This window comes from Chryseobacterium suipulveris (assembly GCF_022811685.1).
In the GTDB taxonomy this organism is placed as follows: domain Bacteria; phylum Bacteroidota; class Bacteroidia; order Flavobacteriales; family Weeksellaceae; genus Kaistella; species Kaistella suipulveris.
The window spans coordinates 2596275-2611648 of the sequence record NZ_CP094532.1 but is presented as its reverse complement, the minus strand read 5'-3'; the positions used below and the strand labels follow the sequence as shown (position 1 = coordinate 2611648).

11 protein-coding genes are annotated in these 15374 nt (G+C 41.2%); all 11 read left to right on the top strand.

From position 1 onward, the window contains the following. Positions 1 to 278: 278 nt before the first annotated feature. The gene (locus tag MTP09_RS12220) at positions 279 to 581 is read left to right on the top strand and encodes a hypothetical protein (protein ID WP_243548626.1); all 303 of its coding nucleotides are present in this window, start codon (positions 279 to 281) and stop codon (positions 579 to 581) included. Between the two features lie 655 nt (positions 582 to 1236). Next, positions 1237 to 2649 carry a 23S rRNA (uracil(1939)-C(5))-methyltransferase RlmD gene (rlmD, locus tag MTP09_RS12215; protein ID WP_243548625.1) on the top strand — a complete coding sequence of 471 codons (1413 nt, stop codon included), beginning with the start codon at positions 1237 to 1239 and terminating at the stop codon, positions 2647 to 2649. Positions 2650 to 2913: 264 nt separating this feature from the next. Then, complete coding sequence (locus MTP09_RS12210) at positions 2914 to 3393, top strand: DUF6452 family protein (RefSeq protein WP_243548624.1); 480 nt, start codon at positions 2914 to 2916, stop codon at positions 3391 to 3393. Then, complete coding sequence (locus MTP09_RS12205; RefSeq protein WP_243548623.1) at positions 3359 to 4018, top strand: DUF6048 family protein; 660 nt, start codon at positions 3359 to 3361, stop codon at positions 4016 to 4018. The genes MTP09_RS12210 and MTP09_RS12205 overlap by 35 nt, the downstream gene beginning before the upstream one ends. Before the next feature lie 252 nt (positions 4019 to 4270). Next, positions 4271 to 7213 carry a reprolysin-like metallopeptidase gene (locus MTP09_RS12200; protein WP_243548622.1) on the top strand — a complete coding sequence of 981 codons (2943 nt, stop codon included), beginning with the start codon at positions 4271 to 4273 and terminating at the stop codon, positions 7211 to 7213. Positions 7214 to 7217: 4 nt separating this feature from the next. Continuing rightward, positions 7218 to 7895: a hypothetical protein gene (locus MTP09_RS12195; RefSeq protein WP_243548621.1), complete on the top strand. Its 678-nt coding sequence runs from the start codon at positions 7218 to 7220 to the stop codon at positions 7893 to 7895. A 124-nt stretch (positions 7896 to 8019) separates the two neighbouring features. Further along, the gene (locus MTP09_RS12190) at positions 8020 to 8844 is read left to right on the top strand and encodes a hypothetical protein (protein ID WP_317618762.1); all 825 of its coding nucleotides are present in this window, start codon (positions 8020 to 8022) and stop codon (positions 8842 to 8844) included. A 49-nt stretch (positions 8845 to 8893) separates the two neighbouring features. After that, on the top strand, positions 8894 to 9721 hold the full coding sequence (locus MTP09_RS12185; RefSeq protein ID WP_243548620.1) for a DUF6759 domain-containing protein: 828 nt from the start codon (positions 8894 to 8896) through the stop codon (positions 9719 to 9721). A 66-nt stretch (positions 9722 to 9787) separates the two neighbouring features. Beyond that, on the top strand, positions 9788 to 10465 hold the full coding sequence (gene trmB, locus MTP09_RS12180; protein ID WP_243548619.1) for a tRNA (guanosine(46)-N7)-methyltransferase TrmB: 678 nt from the start codon (positions 9788 to 9790) through the stop codon (positions 10463 to 10465). A gap of 13 nt (positions 10466 to 10478) precedes the next feature. Next, entirely contained in the window at positions 10479 to 11078 is a 600-nt protein-coding gene (locus MTP09_RS12175) for a DUF6759 domain-containing protein (protein WP_243548618.1), read from the top strand. A 437-nt stretch (positions 11079 to 11515) separates the two neighbouring features. Further along, positions 11516 to 15343, top strand: a complete 3828-nt coding sequence (gene rpoB, locus MTP09_RS12170; RefSeq protein WP_243548617.1) for a DNA-directed RNA polymerase subunit beta — start codon at positions 11516 to 11518, stop codon at positions 15341 to 15343. The last annotated feature ends 31 nt before the right edge of the window (positions 15344 to 15374 follow it).

Here is a 15374-nt window from a genome sequence, read left to right as displayed (position 1 = left end):
AAGACTAATTCATAAAAACCACAAAAGAGTCACAAAAGAATACTGCTAAATACTATATTTAAAGAATTTCAAAATATTTTCTTAGTAGATAACAAAAGAAAAAATCGAAGAATTTTTTGAACTTTTGTGTCCTCTTAAATAGGTTTTTTCACCTTTGTAATTGCTATATAAAGATTTTGTTCCTTTTGTGGTTAAAATTATAATGCGTTTGAACTGTTCAATATTCAATTCCCGTCGATTTTTCGGCGGGAATTTTTATATTTACCAAAATTAAAATTATGGAGTTTCCTTTAATTATTCAGAAAAACAAACTTTATCCAATTGCGCTTATCGGGTTGATTTTTACGCTTTTTACAATCACTATCGACCTTACGTCACTCGGTGTTCCTAAAGAGTTTGGCTCTGTTTTTCCTGTTCTTGGACTTGCTGCGACTTTCATCACCGTGGTGGTTTTGATCGTGGATGTCTTCAAAAACAACTTCTCCTCCAAATATCTTTGGACACTCGGATTCCTGTTAACCGGCTGTATCGCTGGATTGTATTATCTAATGAACCGGGAAAAGTTAATGGCTGGAAAATGATCAGCATTCTTGGAAATAATTCTTGATGGTTATTTTCTGTGAGAGTCATTCATCGCAAAGATGCAAGGAAATTTATGATTAATTATTCCGCTTATTTGGAGCGCAAAGGCATTTCATTTAGCCAAGCATTGAGAAATAATATCATTTTCGATACTTTCTGTTATTTTTGATTCTTTCCAAGCTTCATCAATTCGCTTTAGCGAAGAAACTTTGCATTCTTATAAAAGAGTAGGATGAAATTAGAACCTTTGCGATTAAGCTATTCAATAGGGGTCTTTTAGACGTTGTCTATCTTCGATAAGAGAAAGCGCCTTTGTTTGTCTGGTAGAGATGTAGGTGTATAAATATTACTTTGTTTGGCACTGCGAGAATTTTTCCATGCAATTCTTTCTAAGTTAATTTTTTTGAAGACGATGATTTTTGTCCGCTAAAGCGAATTGATGAAGTGCTTGCTTAATCAGCGATTTATCCGCAATCTTTGCTTAACTAAATTTGTACGTGTTCATAGAAAATCTTTGCGTTGCAGAAGCATTTCGAATTTTTTACGTTCAAGCGAAAGCTAATAAGTTTTTCCTCAAGCTCATATAAAAAGAAAACCTCACGATCCCAAAGATTTTTATTTTAAAACCTTACTTTTGCTTCACGAAATTTTTCAATGAGAAAGAAGCATAAAAATATTGTTTTAGAAAACATCAAACTCATTTCCGCAGGTGCAAAAGGTGTTGCTGTCGGAAGAACCGAAGAAGGCAAAACCGTACTGGTTTCTGGCGCCGTTCCGGGCGATGTGGTGAATGCACGAGTGAAAAAATCCAAGTCAAAATATTTTGAGGCAGATGCAGTGGAAATTATCGAGAAGTCGCCATTTCGCGCAGAGCCAAAATGTATCCATTTCGGAGTTTGCGGCGGCTGCAAATGGCAGAACCTTTCTTATGAAAAACAGCTTGAGTTTAAACAGGACGAAGTCTTTAACCATATCAAAAGAATCGGCGGAATTGAAGATTTCGAGACGCTGCCAATTTTGGGAAGCAAGGAACAGTACTTCTACCGCAACAAAATGGAATTTTCTTTCTCCAACGCGCGTTGGCTGACTTTGGAGGAGGTAAATTCCGGAGAGGATTTCGACAATAAAAATGCACTCGGTTTCCATATTCCCGTAATGTGGAGCAAGATTCTGGATTTAAAGGAATGTTATCTCCAGGAGGAACCCTCGAATTCCATTCGACTTGCCGTAAAAAATTATGCGGTGGAAAAAGGTCTGGAATTTTTTGATGTAAAGAATCAGGAAGGTTTCCTGAGAACTTTGATGATGCGCCAAAACTCGAAAGGAGAGTGGATGGTGCTTTTCCAACTGTTTAAAGAAGATCAGGAAAATCGCGAAGCTCTTTTTGATTTCCTATTGGAAAGATTTCCGCAAATCAAGACTTTGGTTTATGTAATTAATTCAAAACCAAACGATTCGATCTATGATCAGGACGTGATCACTTACTTTGGCGATGGTTTTCTGATGGAGGAAATGGATGGATTGAAATTCAAGATCGGGCCGAAATCCTTTTTCCAGACCAATTATAATCAGGCACTCGAACTTTACCGAAAAACTTTAGAATTCGCTGATTTGAAAGGCGATGAGGTTGTTTATGATTTGTACACTGGAACTGGAACAATTGCGCAGTACGTTGCAAGAAACGCGAAACAGGTGACTGGGATTGAGTCGGTTCAGGAGGCGATCGACGCTGCAAAAGAGCACGCGGAACTGAACGGACTTTCTAACTGCACCTTTTATTGCGGCGATATGAAAGATATTTTTAATGACGAGTTTCTTGCCAATCATCCGAAAGCGGATGTGCTCATCACCGATCCGCCGAGAGACGGAATGCACCAGAAAGTGGTCGAGCAAATCCTGAAGCTTTCCCCCGAAAAAATTGTGTATGTGAGCTGCAACTCTGCGACGCAGGCGAGAGATTTGGCGTTGATGAAAGAGCAGTATCAACTGGTAAAAATCCTCCCGGTCGATATGTTTCCGCAAACTCATCATGTGGAGAATATTGCGCTGCTTGTGAAGAAGGTGTAGGTGAGTTGGAGAGTTGGAGAGTTGGAGAGTTGGAGAGTTGGAGTGTAGGTGAGTAGGTGAGTTGGAGCGAAAAAATTTTCCTCCCTTTAGGGTTTTGGGGTAAAGGAAATTTTTGAGTCGATGTGTTTGTGATTGGTGATAGGTGATAAGTGATGAGTGATGAGCGATGGGTGATTGTCAAAGGTGAACTGAACCACTGAACCATTGAACCACTCTTTTCCTGCAATTGCAGCGTAGCTCTCAACTTTTTATTATTTTTGAACAATGAATTTCCTGAAAATATTTTTTCTTTCTTTGTTTTTGGTTTCGCTTTTTTCATGTACCAGTGATGACGACATCTGTATTGGTGGCGAAGCGACGCCCAGAATGAAAATGAAATTCAAAACCGCTTCGACCGGAAAACTGAAAACGCTTGATTCTCTTTATGTCAATGTCGATTACGGAAACGGGCAGATTCCTTTGATTGCGCGGAAGGCGAAAACCGACTCCGTTTACATCCCGCTTCGGGTGGATGGAAATCCTTTTACCGAAATCTACGTGGGATTGTCGAAAGCTGCGATTACCTCTAAAATCAAAATCAATTATACGACTGCTTCGGAATATGTTTCCCCCGCTTGCGGAATTAAGAAAGTGTACGAAAATGTAAATTCCACGGTCGAGATAGCAAATCCGGTTACTGGAACCGAGCAGAACCAAGCCCAGATTACTGATGAAAGCAAAACGCATCTTTTCCTTCTTTTTTAGTGTACTTTTCGTTTTCGCTTTTGCTCAGAATGAAAAGGATTCGGTGAAAGTGAAATGGAAATACGAACCCAACTTCATGGTCGGTTTCGATGTGCTGAATGCGGGAATCGGTGTTTTCTCGGAACGGAAACTTTTCCAGGGATTTGTATCAACGCAACTAAAAGGCAACCTTCACGCAGTTGCAGATGCCGGTTTTGAAAAGAACAGCTACAAAAAAAATGGATACGACGCTACTGTAAGTGGCGGCTTCCTAAAGCTCGGATCTTTCTACATGTTGGCTTATGACAGCGAAAATCATCTTAACGGGTTCTACGCAGGTGGCAAACTTGCGGGTTCTTTTTACAGCCAGGAATACAGGGCGGTTCCTGTCCGCGGTTATGGCGGCAGCGAAACTTCGGTGGCATTTCCTGCTTCCACGCAAAGTTCTTATTGGCTTGAAGGAACGGTTGGAGGCCGGGTTCAGCTTTTCGAAAGCCCTTTCTATATTGATGTGAATATTCAGCCGAAGTACCTCATATTTTCTACCAAACAGGAGGAAATCTCACCGATGATCGTTCCTGGATTTGGGAAAAGCTCAGCCAAATTCAACTTAGGTTTTTCTTGGAATTTGGCGTATCGCTTCTGATATTATGCTGCAAATAATACGGTTGTTTTTTTAATATTTTTTTTAAGGAATATTTGCCGTATTTTTTCTAAAATTCATGCTTTAAATAAGGTGTTGATATTGATGTGATGATTATTTTGACAATAATTTATTTATTTTGGTCTTACTCTATTTATTTTCTTTAAAAACACCAAAAATATTGAATCTTTTATTTTGTCGCTTTGAGAAAATAAGCTATTTTTGGCAGATTCATTTAAAACAAATATTAATCTTATGAAGAAAATTTTTACTTCTTTGCTTTGCGGACTCATGAGTACGGCTGCCTTTGCACAATGGGCACCTACGACGATGCAGGGTGAGAGGACAAGACCTGAGGCGAATGTAAAGAATTACTATTCTTTAGACCTCAACCAGATGAGAGCGAAGCTTGCGAATGCGCAGGAAAGCGGGAAAGGTGCTGTAGCTGTTGAAATTAATCTGCCGACTTTGGACGGAAAGACCGAAAGATTCGCAGTGTACAGTGCGCCAGTTGTCGTGAAATCTTTGGCAGACCGTTACCAGCTTGGATCCTACGCAGGTGTGGGAATTGACGATCCTGCGAAATATGTGAGATTTTCTGTGTCGCCTACCGATTTCCAATCGATGATGTTTACCGACGGAAAGCAGGAGTTTATTGAACCTCTTAATGCTAACAAATCCGTATATGGCGTATTTCCGAAATCAAAAAAACCTGATGGAGCGTACACTTGTCACGGGCAGGAACTGTTGACAAAGAGCCAGATTGAGAAACTTGGGCAAACTACTGATTTTTCTAACCAGGTTACCAATTTTTCCAAAAATAGTGATCAGAAATTTAGAAAGTACCGTTTGGCATTGTCTGTAACAGGTGAGTATACTCAGCTATTCGGTGGAGTTGCTGGAGCGCTTACACAGATGAACGCTACGATGACCAGAGTAAACGGTGTTTTCGAGAAAGACTTCGCCATCAGAATGGTTCTGCAGGATTTTCCGCAGATTATTTTTACCAATCCTAATACCGACCCTTATTCCCCGGCGAATCCAGGAGCTCAAGGAGCATGGACTGCCGAACTTAAGAATGTACTCAAGGGAACTACTTACGGGGTAGGAGATGCCAATTATGATATTGGACACTTGTTCGGACGTTCCGGTGGAGGAGGTTCCGCGGGATGTATCGGTTGTGTGTGTAACAATACAGATACTTATGATTCAGGTTATCAGTGGTATTGGCATAAAGGACAGGGATACACTTCGCCTGGATCCGGTGATCCTGTAGGAGACAATTTCGATATCGACTATGTAGCCCATGAAATGGGTCACCAGTTTGGAGCATGGCATACCTTTGCTCACGGAATCCACTCGGGAAGTATCGCACACATGGAGCCGGGATCAGGTTCTACTATTATGGGGTACGCAGGAATTACCAGTGCTGACGTACAGCCACATTCTGACCCTTATTTTCACGCAGTGAGTATTTTCCAGGTGCAGAATTATGTGCAGACGCAAAACTGCGATGTCAACACACCGATCACCAATCAGCCACCAGTAATCACGCCAATGCCGGATGTGACCATTCCTAAGGGTACTGCATTCGCACTGACTGCGACTGCTACCGATCCTGAAAATGACCCGATTACTTATACCTGGGAACAATATGACGGGGCGACTGCAGCAGTAACTGATGTTACCGCAAACAATACTCAGGGACCGAAATTCAGATCTATTATGGGAACTACTTCGCCTACACGATATTTCCCTAAGACGTCAATGGTAATGAACGGTATTTTAGGTTTAAAAGCTGAATGGGAATCTGTTTCTAATGTGGCGAGAGTAATGAACTTCAGAGTAACTGTACGTGATAACAATTCCAATGTGGAGGCGCAACAAACTCAGGTTGCAGGTCAGAAAGTTACTATTCATGCAAACGGACCTTTTAAGATTACTTCAACCAAAGTGTATAACAACGCTCCCGGTCCATTTACCTGGGATGTAGTGGGAACTGACGCTGCTCCATTTTATGTGGCAAATGTTAAGATCGAATACACCCAGGACAACGGTGTGACTTGGAACGTAATCGCTGCATCAACTCCAAACGACGGTACTGAAGAATTGAGCTTTGCATCGTTCCCAACCAACACTCAGCTTAAGATGAGGGTTTCTGCGATAGGTAACGTTTTCTATGCGGTGGCGCCGGTTATAGTTTCTGCAATTGTTCCTTGCGACGGTACTGCACCTGCAGGATTAACGGTATCCAACATCACCACTGCTGCTGCGACAGTTTCTTGGGATCCGATCGCAAGTGCGACCTATATTCTTAGATGGAAGAAAGCGTCTGATACTACCTGGAACGAAGTTCCTGTTTCGACTAACACTTACACCATCACAGGACTGGAAGAAGCAGTTGCGTATGAAGTGCAGGTAGCGTCAGTTTGTACCGGAACTACCGGAACATATACACCGGTAACCAACTTTAGTACTTTAGTGCTGACATACTGTACATTAACTTCAACCAATTCTAATGACGAGTATATTTCTAATGTAACGATCACCGCGGAAGGTGCAACAGGAGTAAACAGCAGCTCAGGAGCTTCAAATTACACTGATTACACTACTGATAATACTAGAACTGTACATTTAGCCAAAGGAACATCAAATAACGTTCTTTCTGTTTCAAAAGCTTGGACTGGAACCAAGTATAGTGAGGCAGTTACTGCCTGGATCGATTTCAACAGAAACGGAACATTTGAGCCAAGTGAACTTGTAATGCAGACTCCAGGAAACCAAACGACTCCGGTTACACAAACCTTCTCGGTTCCTGCGGATGCTTATTCTGGAGACAAGCCAGTAAGAATGAGAGTTGCTCTGAAATTTAACACTGCACAAACCAATCCATGTGGAAGCTACACGTACGGTGAAGTTGAGGATTACGCAGTAATAATCTCGCCAACTCTTGGAGTTAACGACAATGTACGTGCAAATGCAGTTCAGGTTTATCCAAATCCGGCAGTTGACGTATTGAATGTTTCCAAAGTTTCTAATAACGCTACATACAGCATTTATAATGCTGCAGGTCAGTTGGTTGCTAAAGGAAATGTTGCTGACAACAAAGTTTCGGTTTCCAAACTTCAGTCAGGTGTTTACTTTATCTCTGTAGATGATAAAGGAACCGTAGAAAAAGTGAAATTCATCAAAAAATAGAATTATGAAGAAATTATTTTTTAACACAGTTTATCTTCTTATTGTTGCATTACTGTCAATCGCATGCCAAAATATCGATAGATCTTCAGAAGCAATATCCTCATTAGATCCTATCGGAAAAGCAGAGGGTGTGAATCGTTCCTCAAAAGAGGCAAGTGCCTATCTCCTTATCAATGAAGCTAATAAATGTGGGGGAGGTATTGGTTTGACTAACGTTCCTAACAGCACAGTGCCATATTATCCTCATGGTAATGTGTACTTTTGGAATGATGATTCTTCTTTATATTATTGTAGAGGTTGTACTGACTTGCCGAGACTTTTAGTAAATTATATAGAGAATTACTATAATAATTCTGCCATTGATTACAAGTTCCTGCCTAATGATCCAAATTATGTTGACCCGGATTACGATTTTAGTATAATTAAATCTAATGGTTATCTTGAGCTTGATATTTTCCAAACCGTCGATGCGAGTCTTCCACCATCATATTGGGTTTTTCCTATCGGAAGTGGTTTACCTCCTGATTTGTTAAACCGAATACTTCAACAAGTTGTGAAACATATTCAGGATAATGGCGGAAATATGCGAGTTTATGCGGTTCAAATGTATTATGATTCTTTACTCTGTAATATGGGCGAATATAGGACAAACGGACTAACTCTACGAATTAAGTTTATATAATAAAAAATGATATTTATCCCAGCTTAAATTGGCTGGGATTTTTTTTGCTTAATGTCATGCTTTAACAGAATTTCTTAGTATTTAACCTAACTTTAACCGTGCAACGGCATCTAAAATTCGGTATTTGTTCCAAAAAACATTTACTTTTGCCCACTGTATGAAGAAGTTTCTGCTCCTGTTCACATTCCTGCTCACTGTTTTGGCGAATGCCCAGTTTTTTTCTGGCGAAATCCTGATCAGGGACAAATCGGTATATTATCTGAATCAGGTCTATGTTACCAATATTACTTCCCATAAAACTGTCTATACCGACTATTTCGGTACTTTCAAGATCCCCGCAAAACCAGGCGATATCATCCGTTTTACTTCTATTGTAACTGACAGAAAAGACGTGAAAGTTACCGAAGAAAATATGCAGAACTCCAAAAACATCGTCGAGCTTAAAGTGGCATATTACGACATCCAGGAAGTGGTGATCAGCAGGTTTAAACCTACGGGAAATCTTCGTAAAGACGTGAGTTCACTAAAAACAGGTGAAAGGGAATTAGAATTACAACGAATGATTGGTCTCCCTGCTCCAAAAGGAAACGGCTTGCCTCCAGAACTTCCGGTTGCAGGTTTTTCCGGTGGCGGACTTACTTTCAGTTTAGAAAGCATTTACGACATTCTTTCGGGCGAAAGAAAGAAAAAGGAAAGAGCCAACGAGTACGAAAAAATGAATAATTCCATTGCAAGCATAAAAAAATACTACGGTCAGGACTATTTCGCCAATCTCAAGATTCCAGCAAATCTGGTCGATAATTTTTTGCAGTTCGTGTATTCGTCCGACAATATTTACCAATATATCGCAGCCAATAATTATGAGCCGGTTGCAATGTACATTGAGAAATATCTGCCAATTTATCAGCGGCGACTCCGCAATTCTCAGCTGATGGATCTCTCAAGATAAAATTTGTTGGTTCATTAAAAAAAAATATTTTTACACAGCGGCTTTTCCTGTGAGAAATTTTCACCCGCACAAAACGCCGATGATGAACCAAAAAATCCTGTGTCTTCTTACGATACTGCTGTCTTGTCATACCTTTTCGCAGCAGAAAATGAAAGACTACTCCAAAATTATGAGGAGCACCAATATCTATGAGATTGATGCCTTCTTGCGCGACGCCCATCCCGACGATCCTAAACGATTGATTTTGAAGCCGCGGCTGATCAAAATGCTGAGAGAATATATCAGAAAAGCGCATCCCGCTGATCAGCGTGTGAAGGATTTTCAAGAGAAAATTGCTCTGCTTAGAAAGAAACCCTCGACAAGGATGAGTTTTGAGGAATTTAACGAACAGATCAGGCAGAGGCAGATAGCGAAATTCAAGCAGCAAATAATTGAAAAAGAAGTAGAGAGAGCTTATAAAACTAAAGTCTACGGAAATGTAGAACAACAGGAAACCGACGTTGAAGTAGCTGCTCCGATGAAAAGCGGAATGACGGATGAGGAAGAAGCGGAGTTTAATATGCTGATGTCGGCAAGTCCGATGGAGAAAAAAAACAATACGGTCAAAATACTGAATTCCCTGTTTGACAACGATCCCAATAGCAAGGAAAGCATTGTGCTGATCGAAAACAAATCCAGCTGCAATATGATCATGAGGATTGAAGGCGTGGGAAATACCCGCTACCGATTACCGATTCCTGCACATGGCGACAATACGATCGTAGTATTGAAAGGAGACTATCTTTTCTCGAGCTTGGTTTGCGGCGCTCAGTATGCTTCACAGAAAACCGTTCAGAAAGCAGTGATGGTTTCGTTGGGCGCAAATCAACAAAAATGATTCACATTGAGCGAATTGTTATTCCAACAATAATATTTATTTTTGTCATCTCATGATGAGTTTAAGATGGGCAAGAATAAATTGGCAAGATTTGCCGAAAACAGGACGCTTCCGAATGTTTTTCAGCCAACCAGGGAAGAGGCGTTGAATAACTTTTATTTGAAAGGAAAGTGGAGAAGCGAAGTTTTTAAGAATCAAAACCCTCTGGTTTTGGAGTTGGGTTGTGGAAAGGGAGAATATTCGGTTGGTTTAGCCAAAGCTTTTCCTGAGAAAAACTTTATCGGTATTGATATCAAGGGAGCGCGTTTTTGGTTTGGAGCAAAAGAGGCGATAAATGAAGGAATGACAAATGTTGCATTTCTCAGGACGCAAATCGAACTGATCGACTGCTTCTTCGAAAAAGATGAGGTGGATGAAATTTGGATTACTTTTCCAGATCCTCAGATCAAATACCGCAGAACAAAACACAGGATGACGCATCCGGATTTCTTAGAAAGGTATAAGAAGATTCTAAAAAAAGATGGAATGATCCACCTGAAAACGGATTCCGAATTTTTGCACGGTTATACTTTGGGACTATTGCAGGGAGCTGGTCACGATATCATCACTGCGCACCACGATATCTACGGAGCTCCGGAATATGATCCTGGGACACCTTTGCTGAGAGAGATAAAAACTTACTATGAAGGCCTTTTCTCGGCGAAAGGAAAAACGATCACTTACATCAAATTTCGAATTAAATAAATGATTCCTTAAGGTGAAGAAGTTTTTTGTGCTTTTGATGTTGTTTTTTCTGATTTTGCTTTCTGGCCAGAAACGCAGCGAAGATATCCTTGAAAGTAAAAGCATCCCCGAAATTGAAAACTACCTGAAAAACGTTCATCCCGATGATCCCAAACGTACAGTGTTGAGGGCAAAACTCATTTCACTAAAAAATGAATGGATGAAGAGTAGCTCCAAACCTTCTGAGCCGGCAAAACCTACTATAACCGCAATTCCTCCAGCTAAACCCAGTAAAAATAGTGAACAGGAAGAGTTTGAAGAGCTGATGAATCAGTCCGAAGCGGCGAAAAACAGCCATACAGCCAAATTATTGAGCCAACTTTTTGATAATGACACAAATTCAGATGAGGCAATCCTCCTTGCGGAGAATTATTCAGACTGCAATATGATTATGCGGATCTCTGGGAAAAACTATTACAACCTCGCCATACCAAGACATGGTAAGAATTCCATCGTTATTAAGAAAGGGGAGTATCTGCTGACTAGCAACCTTTGTGACGCAAAATATTCCTCAGTCAAGTTCATTGAAAAAAATATGATGATTACACTTAAAGGTCACATTTCGCGGCACTGATTTTTTCGTTTTAAAGTCAGAATCAACAAAGTGTTCGCGCCTATCTCTTGCAATTCTGAAATCATTTGCGTATTGCCAAAAATTATTGTACATTTGCACTCCTTTTGGCGCTAATAATTGTTCTTAATTTCGTAAAATATTGATCATCAACTCTTTCAAAGAATTTGAAAGGGCTTTCGTGTTTTATACAATTACCAATTTTTTCCGCCGAAAGAACCAAAAAATATTTTGCACTACTCCGTGAAAAGATATACCGGCGTTGCAGTTAGAAAGAGCACAAAGAGCCAAGAACAAAGGCAAAAGACTCAAGTATTTGTGGCGCCAAACTTACAATTCTTCACTTGAACTTTTATCTTTTTACATTTATCTTGTTTCTTCCATCTTTCTGATATTTTTTAACCAAAATATTTTTTAACCCTTTATTCTTAATCTTTTTTATGAGTAAATCTAAAGCAGTCGCAAAAACTCAGGGAAACGAAAGAATCAATTTCTCCGCAGCAAAGGGAAGAATTGAGACTCCTGACTTTTTGGACATTCAGATCCAGTCATTCAAAGAGTTTTTCCAGCTGGACACGCTCCCGGAACAGAGAGTTCACGAAACCCTCTACAAAACCTTTGAAGAAAATTTCCCAATCACCGACTCCAGAAACCAGTTCGTACTCGAGTTCCTGGATTACCTGGTTGATTCACCGCGCTACTCGATCGACGAGTGTGTGGAAAGAGGTTTGACGTATTCCGTGCCTCTTAAAGCCCGCCTTAAACTCTACTGTACCGATCCGGAGCACGAAGATTTCCAGACCGTGGTGCAGGATGTGTATTTGGGGCCGGTTCCTTATATGACTCCTTCGGGATCATTCATCATCAACGGTGCTGAACGTGTGATCGTTACACAGCTTCACCGTTCTCCGGGTGTGTTCTTCGGACAGACTTACCACGCCAACGGAACCAAACTGTACTATTCCAGAATCATCCCTTTCAAAGGATCTTGGATGGAATTTACAACCGACATCAACAACGTAATGTACGCTTACATCGACCGTAAGAAAAAATTACCGTTGACGACTTTGTTGAGAGCAATCGGATACGAATCCGATAAAGATATCCTTCAGATTTTCGACCTTGCCGAAGAAGTGAAAGTTTCTAAGGCAGCTTTGAAAAAAGTTGAAGGCAGAACTTTGGCCGCGAGAGTTTTGAACACCTGGTTCGAAGATTTCGTGGACGAAGATACAGGGGAAGTGGTTTCTATCGAAAGAAATGAGATCATCCTCGACAGAGAAACCGTTCTTGAAAAAGAACATTTGGATTTAATTTTGGACGCGGGAGTAAAATCAATCCTCATCCACAAAGAAAATTCCAACGAGTTCTCGATCATCCAGAATACTTTACAGAAAGACCCTACAAACTCCGAAAAAGAAGCGGTGGAATATATCTACCGTCAGTTGAGAAACGCTGATCCGCCAGATGAGGAAACTGCAAGAGGAATTATCGAAAAACTATTCTTCTCCGAGCAGAGATATTCATTAGGTGAAGTGGGACGTTACCGTTTGAACAAGAAATTAGGGCTTAATATTTCTGAAAAAACAGAAGTATTGACGAAGGAAGACATCATCTCCATCGTTCGTCACCTGATCGAACTGGTAAATTCCAAAGCTGAGGTGGACGATATCGACCACCTTTCCAACAGAAGAATCAAGACTGTTGGTGAGCAGTTGGCAGGACAGTTCGGCGTAGGTCTTTCAAGAATCGCAAGAACCATCCGTGAGAGAATGAACGTGAGAGACAACGAAATCTTCACGCCGATCGACCTAGTTAATGCAAAAACTTTAACATCGGTAATCAACTCGTTCTTCGGAACCAACCAGCTTTCACAGTTTATGGACCAAACCAACCCGCTTTCAGAAATCACGCACAAGCGTCGTCTTTCTGCACTCGGACCAGGTGGTTTGTCAAGAGAAAGAGCAGGTTTCGAGGTTCGTGACGTTCACCATACCCACTACGGAAGAATCTGTCCGATTGAAACACCGGAAGGACCGAACATCGGTTTGATCTCCTCACTGGGAATCTATGCGAAAATCAACAACTTAGGATTCATTGAAACTCCATATAGAAAAGTTGCTAATGGTAAAGTTGACCTGAAAAGTCCTGCAATCTTCCTGAATGCTGAAGATGAGGAAGAAAAGGTAATTGCACAGGCAAACGTTGAAATGACCGACGATGGAACCATTTCTACCGATAGAGTAATTGCGCGTCTTGACGGTGATTATCCTGTAGTAGAACCAAACGAGGTTAACCTGATCGATGTTGCACCAAACCAGATTTCGGGTATTTCTGCATCATTGATTCCGTTCCTGGAACATGATGACGCGAACCGTGCATTGATGGGATCGAACATGATGAGACAGGCGGTTCCGCTTTTGAAACCGCAAGCTCCGATTGTTGGTACCGGTCTTGAAAAACAGGTGGCGACAGATTCCAGAGTATTGATCAATGCTCAAGGAAACGGTGTTGTGGAATATGTGGATGCGGACAAAATTACCATTAAATACGAAAGAAGCGAGGACGATGATTTAGTGTCATTCGAATCTGCGACGAAAACATACAACCTTACCAAATTCAGAAAAACCAACCAAAGTACCACCATTACTTTGAGACCAAACGTAAGAGTAGGCGACAAAGTGGTGAAAGGACAGGTTCTTTGCGACGGTTACGCAACTGAAAACGGCGAACTTGCATTGGGTAGAAACCTTACTGTAGCGTTCATGCCTTGGAAAGGGTATAACTTCGAGGATGCGATCGTGATCAACGAAAAGGCAGTTCGTGAGGACTGGTTTACTTCCATCCACGTTGATGAATATTCACTGGAAGTTCGTGATACCAAACTCGGTATGGAAGAACTGACTTCGGATATTCCAAACGTTTCTGAAGAAGCAACCAAAGATCTTGACGAAAACGGTATGATCCGAATCGGCGCCGAAGTAAAACCTGGAGACATCATGATCGGGAAAATTACTCCGAAAGGGGAATCTGATCCAACTCCGGAAGAAAAACTTCTTCGCGCAATCTTCGGTGACAAAGCAGGAGACGTAAAAGACGCTTCCCTGAAAGCCGATTCTTCATTGAGAGGTGTGGTGATCGACAAGAAGCTTTTCTCAAGAAACATTAAAGACAAAAAGAAAAGAACCGAAGAGAAACTGAAACTCGAAGAAATCGAAAATACCTACAAAGCGAAGTTCGACGATTTGAGAAACATGTTGCTCGAAAAACTCGGAACGCTTGTTAACGGTAAAACTTCTCAAGGAGTGAAAAACGACCTTGATGAAGAAATCATCGGAAAAGGAGTGAAGTTTACCACAAAACTTCTTCAAAGCGTTGAAGACTACGTAAACGTAAGCGGTTCTGACTGGACAGTGGATGCAGACAAAAACGAACTCATCAAACAGCTGATCCACAACTATAAAATTAAGTACAACGACATCCAGGGTGTGAAAAACCGTGAGAAATTCGCAATCTCCATCGGAGACGAACTTCCAGCGGGAATCATCAAATTGGCAAAAGTTTACATCGCTAAAAAACGTAAACTGAACGTGGGTGATAAGATGGCGGGTCGTCACGGTAACAAAGGGATCGTCTCCCGAATCGTTCGTGAAGAAGACATGCCGTTCCTTGAAGACGGAACTCCTGTGGACATCGTACTGAACCCACTTGGTGTACCTTCGCGTATGAACATCGGTCAGATTTATGAAACTGTTCTTGGTTGGGCAGGTCAGAAGTTAGGACTGAAGTTTGCGACGCCAATTTTCGACGGTGCTGAACTGGAAGAAATCACCGAATACACCGATAAAGCTGGACTTCCGAAATTCGGTAGCACTTACCTTTACGACGGTGGAACTGGTGAAAGATTTACACAGCCGGCAACAGTTGGGGTAATCTATATGCTGAAACTTGGTCACATGGTGGATGATAAAATGCACGCACGTTCGATCGGACCTTACTCACTGATCACGCAGCAACCTTTAGGAGGTAAAGCGCAGTTCGGTGGACAGCGTTTCGGAGAGATGGAGGTTTGGGCGCTTGAAGCGTTCGGAGCATCGAATATTTTACGTGAAATCTTGACGGTAAAATCCGATGACGTAATTGGTAGAGCGAAAACTTACGAAGCAATCGCCAAAGGTGAGGCAATGCCTGAACCTGGAATTCCTGAATCGTTCAACGTATTGCTGCACGAACTTCAGGGTCTTGGTCTGGATGTAAGACTAGAAGAATAATTTTAAATTTTAAATTATAAATTTTGAATTC

Excerpts from the sequence above, each read along its gene's own strand:
- rpoB (WP_243548617.1), top strand. The coding sequence starts at position 11,516 with ATGAGTAAATCTAAAGCAGTCGCAAAAACTCAGGGAAACGAAAGAATC.
- MTP09_RS12195 (WP_243548621.1), top strand. The coding sequence starts at position 7,218 with ATGAAGAAATTATTTTTTAACACAGTTTATCTTCTTATTGTTGCATTA.
- MTP09_RS12205 (WP_243548623.1), top strand. The coding sequence starts at position 3,359 with ATGAAAGCAAAACGCATCTTTTCCTTCTTTTTTAGTGTACTTTTCGTT.
- rlmD (WP_243548625.1), top strand. The coding sequence starts at position 1,237 with ATGAGAAAGAAGCATAAAAATATTGTTTTAGAAAACATCAAACTCATT.
- trmB (WP_243548619.1), top strand. The coding sequence starts at position 9,788 with ATGGGCAAGAATAAATTGGCAAGATTTGCCGAAAACAGGACGCTTCCG.
- MTP09_RS12210 (WP_243548624.1), top strand. The coding sequence starts at position 2,914 with ATGAATTTCCTGAAAATATTTTTTCTTTCTTTGTTTTTGGTTTCGCTT.
- MTP09_RS12200 (WP_243548622.1), top strand. The coding sequence starts at position 4,271 with ATGAAGAAAATTTTTACTTCTTTGCTTTGCGGACTCATGAGTACGGCT.
- MTP09_RS12220 (WP_243548626.1), top strand. The coding sequence starts at position 279 with ATGGAGTTTCCTTTAATTATTCAGAAAAACAAACTTTATCCAATTGCG.